The 11,513-nt window shown below is 67.0% G+C and carries 4 protein-coding genes; all 4 read right to left on the bottom strand.

From position 1 onward, the window contains the following. Positions 1-52: 52 nt before the first annotated feature. From ACLMAJ_RS33730 to ACLMAJ_RS33715, 4 genes are read right to left on the bottom strand one after another with little or no spacing between them, the layout of a single operon-like run. Positions 53-6,154 (bottom strand): amino acid adenylation domain-containing protein, encoded by a 6,102-nt coding sequence (locus tag ACLMAJ_RS33730; RefSeq protein WP_412017941.1) that lies wholly within the window; start codon positions 6,152-6,154, stop codon positions 53-55. Positions 6,155-6,165: 11 nt separating this feature from the next. Further along, entirely contained in the window at positions 6,166-9,285 is a 3,120-nt protein-coding gene (nbtC, locus tag ACLMAJ_RS33725) for a nocobactin polyketide synthase NbtC (RefSeq protein WP_412017940.1), read from the bottom strand. After that, positions 9,278-10,594, bottom strand: a complete 1,317-nt coding sequence (locus tag ACLMAJ_RS33720) for a beta-ketoacyl [acyl carrier protein] synthase domain-containing protein (RefSeq protein ID WP_412017939.1) — start codon at positions 10,592-10,594, stop codon at positions 9,278-9,280. The genes nbtC and ACLMAJ_RS33720 overlap by 8 nt, the downstream gene beginning before the upstream one ends. Then, on the bottom strand, positions 10,591-11,382 hold the full coding sequence (locus ACLMAJ_RS33715; protein WP_412017938.1) for a thioesterase II family protein: 792 nt from the start codon (positions 11,380-11,382) through the stop codon (positions 10,591-10,593). The genes ACLMAJ_RS33720 and ACLMAJ_RS33715 overlap by 4 nt, the downstream gene beginning before the upstream one ends. Positions 11,383-11,513: the final 131 nt, after the last annotated feature.

Here is an 11,513-nt window from a genome sequence, read left to right as displayed (position 1 = left end):
GCACCGACCGGCCCGAAAGCGCGCGCCGATTGCGCCGGAAGCCATCCGCCCGTCATCGCGACTGCTTCCAGGCCGCACCCAGCGCGGACAGTGCGTCTTGGCTGAGCCCGGACACACTCATCGCGGTATGGCGACCGTCCGCCGCATCGTCGGAGGTGGCGTCGCCGGGGGTAACACTCGACGCGTCACCATCCGCGGATGCGCCGGAAGGGTCGGCGATGGTCGCGGTGACGCCCGCGAGCACCGCCTCGTCGACGGCCGCGGCCAGCTCGGCGATGGTGATGTGCTCGAACACCAGCTGCGGAGACAACGGGAGCCCGATCTCGTTGGCGCGGGCCGACCATTGGATGGAGATGACACTGTCACCGCCCAGGGCGAAGAAGCCGTCGTCGGCCGCGACATCGTCGATCTCGAGCAGTTCTTCCAGGATCGCGATAAGTCGGCGCTGGGTCTCGGTCTGCTCGCCATCGGACTGCGTTGCACCGGTGCAGGTTTCCTGCCGCGAGGCCGACACCGCGGAGCTCGTGAACGCGAGTCGACCTGCGGTGTCCCACCGTGCGCGTTCGCCGGTTCGGAACAGCCGCGACCCCGGGGCCCGCGCGTACGGATCGTCTATGTGCGCGGCCGCCGCATCGTCGGCGATTGCGGATACGAGGCCGACGCCGCCCACATAGACGTCACCGAGGACGCCGGGCGGCACCGGCCGCAACGTCTCATCCAGCAGCAGCACCATGGCTCCCGGAATGGGACGCGCGCGGCCGTTGCCGTCGACCGCACCGCGAGCGACCACGCCCGCGTATTCGGGAATCCGATAGTCGAACGTGGCGATCGAACCCGAGGACAACGCGGGCAGCAGATCGGGAAGCGCAGCGGGCCACGATGTTCCGGTGACTTCCCAGCTGCGTACCGTCGGCAGCATCGAGACACCGGTGTGCACGAACCTGGCGAGTGTGTCCGGATCGGCGACCACATGGGTGACCCGGTGTTCGGCGATCAGCTCGACGAGAGCGACCGGGTCCTGTCGCTGTGCCTCGGTCGCGAGGATCAGCGTCGCACCGTCGGCCAACGCGGCGATCAGTTCGACATCGACCTCGCTACTCGACCACGGCGCGGCGAGCAGACGAATATCGGCCGCGGATCCGGTTGCCCGGTCGAGAGATTCGGCCCGCCGATCCGCGGCGACGGCCCTGCGGTCGGCTACCGCGGCCGCGATCGCGGCCGGGTCGAGCGTCATCGTTGTTCCGTCTCGGCGCGAGAACTCGATCGGTACACCGGTTTCCGCGGCGGTGTCCAATGCGCTGACTCGGCGGAGCACACCCGAGACCGATGCCGTGCTCGCCGCGCTTGCCACGGTGTGGCGATCGAGCCGATCGAACAGCGCACCGTAGGTCAGGAATTCGGTGCCGCAGCGCAGCGCTGCTCGTTCGGCGGGGATACCGCGGCCACGCCGGATCAGCTCGGCAATACCGGGCACCCAGGAAAGCTCCACACCGGTGGCCCATTCATCGAGCACCCGCTGCCGCTCGTCGGCGGGCAGGATGTCGAGCTCGCCGAGTGTGCCGTCGGGCCGTTCCGCGAAGGCGGTCAGCACCCGAAGCATCCTTTGCGCGAACAGCTTCCCGGTGGCGGGCTCGTACAGGTCGGTGTTGACGATGATGCTCGCGTCGAAACCGCCGTCCGGACCTGCGAAGAAGTTGATGCTCAGGTCGAGTAGCGAGACATCGAAGTCCAGTGGCAGCACCGTCAGCGAGGTGTGCGGATCGAAGCCGTGGTCGGCGCCGTCCCAGTTCTCCTCGCGGAAATGCATCATCGTCTGGAACAGCGGATTGCGCGCACGCGATCGCGGCGGGTTGAGCGCGTCGACCAGGCGTTCGATCGGGATGTCCTGGTTGCTGTAGGCGCCGAGCGCGACATCACGGGCGCGCTCGAGCACCGTGCGCAGCGTGGGATCTCCGGACACGTCGTTGCGCAGCACCACCATGTTGGCCAGCAGCCCGACCAACTCGGCCGCGGCAGGATCGACGCGGCCCGCGATAGGTGTGCCGAGCGGAATATCCACGCCCGCACCGAGTTTGTGCAGGAGTGTCGCCACCGCCGCCTGGTAGAGCATGAATTCACTCGCTCCTGCCGATTCGGCGAGCGCCTTCAGCCTGCCGCGCAGCGCGGCCGGCACCGCGAACGGCACCACGTGCCCGTTCTTGCCGAGCACGGCGGGGCGCGGCCGGTCGAGCGCGACGTCGACCTCATCCGGCAGACCAGCCAGGGCGCTACGCCAGTAGTCGATCTGCCCGCCGAGCGAATCGACCACCTCGCGCTGCCACAGCGCATAGTCCGCGTACTGGATTTCCAGCGCGGACCACTGCGGTGCGGCACCTGCGATGCGTGCTCGATACGCGGCGGCCAGGTCGTCGAGAATCGTGCGGAACGACCAGTGGTCGGCGACCAGGTGGTGCACGAGTAGCGACAGCACATGGGTGTGCCTGTCCAGCACGAAGACCTGTGGGCGAATCAGCAGCTCGGTGTCCACCGCGAAGCAGTACCGTCCGGCTTCGGCCAGCTCGGCGCGCAGCCGATCCGGATCGTCGAGCACGGTGACCTCGACCTCGATCGGTCCCGCCTGCCGCACCGACTGATAGGGCACACCGCCGCTCTCCGGGAACACGGTGCGCAGCACCTCGTGCCTCGCCACCACGTCGCCGAGGGCAGCGCGCAGTGCCGATACATCCAGTGGGCCGTCGACGCGGACCGCGAACGGAATGTTGCCGATCGCGCTCGGCCCCTCCAGCTTGCGCTGGAACCACAGCGCGAGTTGGGAGAAGGACAGCGGAACATGTTCGGGCCGTTCCCGTTTCGCGAGCGCGGGCACGACCGTGCCGACACGTGACGGAGCGGCCTCGATCAACGCGGCGAGGCCGGCCACCGTGGGAGTGTCGAAGGGGGCACGGACATCGATCTCGACACCGAATTCGGTGCGGATCTGCACCACGAGGCGGGTGGCGAGCAGCGAGTGCCCGCCGAGCTCGAAGAAGGAGTCGTCCGCGCCGATCTGCGCACGGCCGAAGATCTGGCCGAACAGTTCGGCGAGTCGAATCTCGGTGGCGGTGCCGGGTTCCCGGTAGCGCTGCGTGGCGGCGCGCTCCGGGTCGGGCAGTGCGCGCCGATCCAGTTTGCCGTGCACGGTCAGCGGGATCTCGTCGATGACGGCGAAGGCGCCGGGCACCATGTACTCCGGCAGGGTGGCCGCGGCGTGTGCGCGCACGTCCTCGAGATTGAGCGCGGATTCCGAAAGACCGTTCGCGGGAACGATGTATGCGGCCAGCATCGCACCGATGGCTTTGTCGGCCACCGCGATCACGACGCAGTGCCCGACACCCGGGTAGGACGCGATAGCCGCCTCGACCTCGCCGAGCTCGATGCGGAAGCCGCGCACCTTGACCTGCTCGTCGGCCCTTCCGACGAATTCGATCTCGCCATTGCTGTTGCGCCGCGCCAGATCTCCGGTGCGGTACAGCCGTGCACCCGGCGCGAACGGGTCGGCGACGAACCGCTCCGCGGTCAGGCCACGCCGATTCAGGTAGCCGCGCGCCAGTTGCGCACCGCCGAGGTAGATCTCACCGACAACGCCGGTCGGCACCAGTTGCAGCGCTTCGTCGAGCAGATACACGGTGACGTTCTGGTTGGGCACGCCGATCGGCACGATCCTGGTGCCCTGCGGGCCCTCCACCGACATATGGGTCGCGCAGACCACGGCCTCGGTGGGTCCGTAGTGGTTTCGCAGTTCGGCATCGAAGACACCCGCGAACTTATCGGCGACCTCGCCGGGCAGCGCCTCGCCACCGACGGGAACATGGCGCAGCGCACGCCATTCGCTCACCTCGGGCAGCAGCAGGAAGGTGCTCAGCATCGAGGGGACCATGTGCAGCACGGTGACGCCGCAGCGGGTGATCAGCTCGGCGACGTAGGGAATGTCGCGGAAGGCGTCCGGTTTCGGGATCACCAGCCGGGCGCCGAGGGTCAGAGTCACGAAGATGTCGAGCAACGAGGCGTCGAAACTCACCGAGGAGGACTGCAACAGCCGATCTTCGGCCGTCATATTCCATTCCGCCACGAAACCATCCAGGTGCTCGGTAATCGCCGCGTGGGATACCGGGACGCCCTTGGGCTTCCCGGTGGAGCCGGAGGTGTAGATGACGTACGCGAGATTGTCCGGCAGCAGTGGTCGCACCCGGTCGAGGTCGCCGGGGTCGGCCTCGGACAGCTCCGCCGCCACAGACTCGGCGGCATCCAGCTCCATCTGGCCGAGGACCAGGCGCGGTGCGGCGTCCTCGACCAGGTAGTCGATGCGATCGTCCGGGTACGCCGGATCGATCGGAAGGTAGGCGGCACCGGACTTGAGCACTGCGAGGACCGCGACGACGAACTCCACGGAGTTCGACAATCGCAGTCCGACAATGTCTTCGGCACCGATGCCCTGACCGATCAGCCAGTGCGCCAGCCGATTCGCGCGCCGGTTCAGTGCCGCATAGCTCAGTTCGATGTCGGCGGTGCCGCGCGCACCTGGCGCGGTGTTGTTTCGAGCGACCTGCAAGCAGTCGCCGGCGACAATCGCCAGCGCATCCGGGCTCGCCCCGACACGGTCCTCGAACAGCGCGACCATGGTGCTCGGCGCGGCCTCGACGATCGCACCGTGCGACAGCCCGATAATCTCGGCGCGGTCGGCGGCGCCGAGCATATCGATCTCACCGAGCCTGCGCTCCGGTGTGGCCAGTGCGCTGTCCAGAAGCTGCACGTAGTGCCCGAGCAGCTGTTCCACCAGTGCGTATTCCAGGTCCGCGGTCCGATACTCCGCCTCGAGATACGCGCCGTCGTCCGCCGTCACCACGGTGACACCCAACGGAACCTGCGCCACCTGGGTGCCGAGATCCAGTTGGGTGGCTGCGACGGCTTCCATTGCGAAGCCTTCGGCGCTCTTGCGCACGCTGAAGCCGAGGCTCACCAACTGTTCCAGTCCGTCACGGCCGCCGACCCGGTCCGGATTCGCCTCTCGGACAACCCGATCGATACCGACATCCTGGTGGGCGAACGCGCCGAGGCAGGTGTCACGGATGGTCTCGGTGAAATCCGCGAACGAGTCGGTCGCGCCGATCGTCGCCCGCAGCAGCAGAGTGTTGCCGAAGTAACCGATGAGCGTTCGCGCCGCGGGGTCGCGGCGCACCGTGATCGGAACCGAGACCAGGAAATCCGTAGCCGCGGTGTAACGGTGGATCACGGCATCGTAGGCGGCGAGCCAGACCATGAACGGTGTCGCACCGTGGGTGCGCGCGAATGCTTCTACGCGGCCGACCAGCTCACCCGGCAGCGCAACCGTGCAGCGATCGGCCTGCTTGGGTCCGGTGGCACCTGCGATTGCTGTGCCCGGCAGCTCGAGCGCCTCGGGGAGCGGGCGCAAAGTATCGCGCCAGAACTCGATCTGCTCGGCGTCATCCTCGGCGGCGGTGTCGCCGAGGACCGCGACATCGATGAACTGCGCGCTCGGCGCGGCGGCGGTCGCTTCGCCTCGATAGGCAGTGTTGAGTTCGGCGAAGAACACGGCCCAGGAATCGTCGTCCCAGCAAATGTGATGTGCGACCAGGATGAGCGCGAATTCTTCGGCGGCGGTGCGCACCAGCGTGATTCGCAGTGGTGATTCGGTAGCCAGATCGAACGGGCGACCGAACTCCCTGCGCGCGAGCACCTCCAGCCGGCGAGGTCTGCCGGATTCGGGCAGCTCGGTGAGATCGTCCGCGTACCAGGGCAGTTCGAGATCCGCGCGCACGATCTGGTAAGGATCACCGTCCTCGCCGAGGCCGTAGGTGGTCCGCAACACATCGTGGCGGCCGACCACGGTCGCGACCGCATCGCGCAGCCGCGCCTGGTCGAGCGCACCGGTCAGGCGGTAGGCGACACAGACATTGAGTGTGGTGTCCTCGGGGTCGCGGGTTTGCAGGAACCACATGCGACGCTGGCCTGCCGAGAGCGGGTAGCGCTCCCCCGGCGTCGCGCGTGGGACCGGTGCGGCGGCGGGTTGTGCTGTGGCCAGGCCGCGTTCGGCAAGTCGCTGGCGCAGCAACGCCTTGCGGCGGTCGAGCACGCTGGTGATCTCGTTGTTCGACATGACATCCTCGCCTAGACGTTGCTGCCGGCCATCAGGCGTACGACGTCGTCCAACGACGCGCCGCCCAGGATGGCCGCCACCGGGAGATCGCGGTTCAGTTCGGCCTGCACTCGCTTACGGAAGTCCAGCGCCTGTAGGGAATCGAGGCCGAGGGCGACCAGCGGCACCGAACTGTCGATGGTGTCGAGCCCTTCGGTACCCATCACCTTGCCCAGCTGCCGCAGCACCTGGTCGGACAGCGAGACATCGGCCGCGCCCGCTTCGGACACGGTGAACCGCTGCGCGTCAACGGGTTCGGTGACAGCCACCGGCACTCGCGTCGGCTGCTGTAGCTGTGCCAGTACGTCAGTGAGCAACGCACCCCAGCCGACCGCCGAGATGATGTCGGACAACTGCGCCCAATCGGCCGCCATCACGAGACGGTTTCCGGGACGACCGATTTCGGCGTGCTCGGTGAATCCGACGGCGAGGGCATCGCGTGGGCTCATGGAGACCCCGCCCGCGGCGGTAATCCGGTCCAGACCGACGGCGTGCAGCGGTCCTTCGAGATCCCAAATTCCCCACTGCACGGCAACAGCATTCGTGCCCGAAGCCCGCAACCGGCAGGCCAGCACGTCGAGCATCCGGTTGACGGTGGCGTAGAGGATTTGTCCCCTGCCGCCGAATACGGCTGCCGCAGAGGAGCAGATGATGACCCGGCAATCATCGGCGAGCGGCAACAGCCGAAGCAGATGATCGGTGCCGATGATCTTCGAGCTCGCCATCTCCAGCACCTTTTCGGTGGTGATGTCGGCGAGTTCCGCGCTCACATAGTTCACCGCCGCGTGCACGAGCATGGTGGCGGGTAAATCCGCGTGCCCGGCGGCGAGTCGGCGGACGCTGGATTCATCGCTGACATCGCAGGCGGCGACGACGACTTCGGCGTGACCGATCTCCCGGACGGCACGCAATCGGCCGGCGATCGCCTCGGTCTCGCCCGACCGGCTGAGCAGGGTGATGCGTCCGGCGCCACGACCCGCGAGGTACTCGGCGAACTTCAGGCCGAGGGTCCCGGTACCGCCGACGATGACCACGTGTTCCAGATCCCCGGAATCCGGTGCCTCGGTCGGGCGCGCGGAATCCACTTCGAGCCGCTTGGCGTAGAGCCCGCCGACGCGCAACGCGAGTTGCGCCTCGTCCTTGGTGTGCAGTGCGCGCACGATCGCCGCCGCTCGCGGTGCATCCGAATCGCCCGCTCCCAGGTCGAGATGCCGGAACGCGGTACCGATGTGCTCGAGACCGATGCAGCGGAAGCCAGCGGACACCGCGCCGTTGAACAGATGCGGTGCTGGATCTTCGGCGACTACCGATTCGCCGCCGACGGTCAGCAGCCAGCAGTCCCCGACGGTCGAATCGATGGCGGGCAGCCATCGGGAGGCGTAGAAGTCGGCGAGCTCGCGGACAGCGGCGGGCCCGTCCATGTCCGGAAGTTCGGGCAGCAGAACGACGACCGAGTCGTAGTCCGCGGTCACCGCGGGCCTATCCGGGTCGTAGGCCGTCGCGCTCGCCCCATGGTTGTAGGCCGCGGTGCACAGCGCCGATGCGAGTTCGCCGCAACGCCCGGTGTGGTCGACGACAAGCAAGGTGCGTGGCGCAACCAGCGATCGGCGCTCGAGTCGTACCCAGTTCTCAGCAAGCCGCGTCGGGCGCTGATCAATGTCGCCGGATTCGGGTCCGCCGATGGACGTGGGCGCGGACTGATACGGCGCCCACAGTTGCTGCCGGCTCAGCACCGTGTTCGGGAAGTCGCGCAACGGCAATCGCGCAGTACCCGAGTTGGATTCGACGCGCAGCGCCTCCCAACGGTAGTTCAGGTCGTGCACCGCTATGGTGGCCAGGTTCCTGGTGAACTCGCCCAGGCCCACGGCGGTGCGCAGGGAGGTACCCGCGACCCGGAAGTCGCGCGGTGGCAGCGCGGGATCGTGCGGGACCAGCCCGATATTTTCCTGGATCGCCAACTGCAGCATGGGGTGTTCGGCGATCTCGATGAAGGTGTCGACATCGGCGGAGGCCGCGACGATCGCGCGGTCGAACCGCACACGATTGCGCAGATTCCAATACCAGTACGCGCTGTGCGCCAGATGCGGACCGATTGCCTCGCCGAGGGTTGCTCCATAGCAAGGGATCTCGGTCTCGAGGAAGTTCGGGCCGCTCATCTCGTCATTGAGCGCCGCCTCCAGGTCATCGCGGTATTCGCTGACGATCGAGGTGTGCGCCGGGTAGGCCACCCGAATTTCCTTGGCGAACTGACCTTTGGCGTTCGCGGTCGCGACCATATCGACGATGGTGTCGCGGTCACCCGAGATCGCCAGAATGTGCGGAGAATTCACCACCGACAGCTCCGCCCATCCGGAATGCCGCGCCAGCAGCGCCTCGCACTGGTCGCGATCCATGCCGAGCACCGCCATCGAAAAGCCGCGCGGCGAAATCCGGTCGACGAGCATGGCCCGATGGGCAACCGCCAGTACGGAATCCCGCAGTGTCATGATCCGCGACACCGCACCGGCGGCGAGCTCACCCTGGCTGTGGCCGATGGTCGCCGCGGGAGCGACGCCCGCCGCCTGCCACATGGCGGCCAGTCCGGACATCTGGAACATCAGCGCGGGCTGTACAACTCGCACCGAGTCCTCGAACTGCCCCTCATCGCCGAGCAGGTAGCGCAGCGGCTCGGCATGCCCGAAGCGGTCTTCGAAGATCGCCGCGCATTCCTCGATCGCCGCGCGGAAGGCGGGCGAGGCGGCATAGTACATCTTGCCCATACCCGGTCGCTGGCTACCCTGACCGGGGAATACGAAGCCGATCCGCCGATCGGAGGCGACCCCGATGGTGGAGACGACCATTGGGTGCTCGGTGTCGGCGGCGACCGAACGCAGCGCGTCCATGAGCTCCGTACGTGTCGTCACCATCGCGAGGGCGCGGCGACGTTTCGCCGTCCGCGTGCGGAACAGCATGTCCGCCACCTGATCCGGCACGACATGCTGGTTATGTTCCAGATAGGTCAGTATCGCGGCGGCTTCGCCACGCAGACCGTCGACGGAATCCGATGACAGCAATACGGGAATGGCGCCGTCCGGCAGCCGATAGTCAGGCATTGATGTCCTCCAGCACAGGCATGGCCAGGATCGCGTGTGCGTTGGTGCCCGCGACGCCGAACGATGAGACGGCTCCGTAACGGACGCCGTCGACCGGCTCCCATGGTTCGAGTTTCGCGGCCAGCCGCAGGCTGGTGGCGTCCCAATCCACCTCGGTGGTCGGGTTGTCCGCATACAGGCTCGGCGGGATCTGTCCGTTGGCCCCGCTCAACAGCACCTTGATCAGCCCGAGCATGCCGGAGGCCGCCTGCGCGTGACCCATATTCGATTTCACCGAACCGAGGCGCGGTCCCGGCGTCGCCCGGTCGGGCGCACCGTAGGCGTTGGCAAGCGCGGTCAACTCCAGCGGATCACCGACCGGTGTTCCAGTGCCGTGTCCTTCGATCAGGCCGATGTCCTCGGCGCGAATACCCGCCGCGGACAGGGTCTTCTCGATCAGCCGTTGCTGCGCCGAGGTGCTCGGCACCGCGATCGGTGCGCCCTTGCCATTGTGGTTGACCCGCGAGGCCAGCAGGCGGCCATAGATTCGATGGCCCAATTCCCTTGCCCGCGACTCGTGTTCGACGATTACGACTCCGGCGCCTTCGCCCCAGAGTGTTCCGGTGGCATCAGCGCCGTAGGAACGGCAGTGTCCGTCCACGGCGAGCGCGTTGTTCTTCGAGAACTCGAAAAAGGCGGCAGGCGAACCCATTACGCACACACCGCCTGCCAGCGCCCAATCACATTCACCACCTCGCACCGCATTCGCGGCCAGATGCAAGGCCGTGAGCGAGGACGCGCACGCGGTGTCGGTGGTCAGCGAGGGCCCGATCAGGCCGAGACTGTGTGAGATTCGTCCGGCGATCGCGCCGAGCGCGCTACCGGTGACCCGGTAGCCGGTGTACTCGGTGACCGCGCCGGCGATCGGGCCGTATTCGTTGATCGAGGCGCCCATGAAGCAGCCGACGTCCGCACCGTCCAACGCACCGGGGTTTATGCCCGCGTTCTCCAGCGCCCGCCATGCCACCCGCAGCGCGACTCGCTGCTGCGGGTCCATCGAGACAGCCTCACGCGGTGTGATGCCGAAGAACATCGGATCGAATTCGGTTGCCCCGGCCAGGAACCCACCGGCGTCGGCGACGCGGCTCCACCCTTCGGCGCGGTGCAGAGCGAGCAATTGTTCGATCGGCCATTCCCTATTTCGCGGAAACGGGCCGATCAGTTCACGTGATTCGGCGAGCGCCGACCAGAATTCCGGAAGCGTCTCGACGCCGCCGGGCGCCTCGACGGCCATTCCGGAGATGACAATGTGGTCCACGGCCTGGGTCATGCGACGCGATTCAATTCCGGCGCAAGCAATTCGGCGATTCCGGCGGCATTATCGTGCAGATAGAAATGCCCGCCGTCGAACACCGTCACCTCGATCTCCTGGTCGCTGTGATTGGCCCAGCCATACAGTTCGCGCGGCGTGACGAGCAGATCCTCGGCACCGCCGAGCACGTGAATCCTGGCCTGCACTCGTACATCCACCGGGCAGGTGTATGCGTCGAAGGCTCGGTAGTCGGCCTTCACGACCGGCAGCGCCATCCGCATCACCTCACGGCTGGCCAGCACATCCGCGCCGGTGCCTTCGATGTTGGAGAGATGGTCGAGGATCTGCTCGTCGTCGGTGGGATGGGGTGGCAGGTCGGCGGCCCGCCCCGGTGAGACCGCCGCGGAAGCAGCGAGCAGCCTGACATCGATGCCCGCCGCTTCCGCCGCCCTGACCAGCTCGAACGCCACCATCGCGCCCATACTGTGGCCGAACACCGTGAGCGGTAGCCCCCGGTTGTGTTCGGAGCCGCGGAATTCCGCGAAAGCTCCGGCGGCGAGCTCGGTCAATGTGGACGCGGCGGCTTCACGCGCCCGATCCTGACGACCCGGGTACTGGAAGATCAACACATCGAAGTGTTCGCTGAGCACCTTGGAAAACGCCCGATAAGCGGAGGCACCGCTGCCCGCATGCGGGCAGATCAATAGGGGTGGACGGGTTGCGCCATTTCGAGCGACCGGCGTGCGGTCGCCAGCGATGGAGCCTGGCTTGTGGAATTGCCGTACCCAACCGAGATTTGCTGGCATTTCTTGACTCCTGCGCTTCCGCCGAACGTTTTGCGGCACTATGTATCGCACCGTGAAACGCCATGGAAATCGGCGGCGTACAACACCCCCCGGCTCGCTGCACTATCTGATGTGGTCTTGATATCGTCGAT

The sequence above is a fragment of the Nocardia arseniciresistens genome, from assembly GCF_046764875.1.
GTDB classification, from domain to species: domain Bacteria; phylum Actinomycetota; class Actinomycetes; order Mycobacteriales; family Mycobacteriaceae; genus Nocardia; species Nocardia arseniciresistens.
This window is presented reverse-complemented; position numbering and strand designations above follow the sequence as displayed.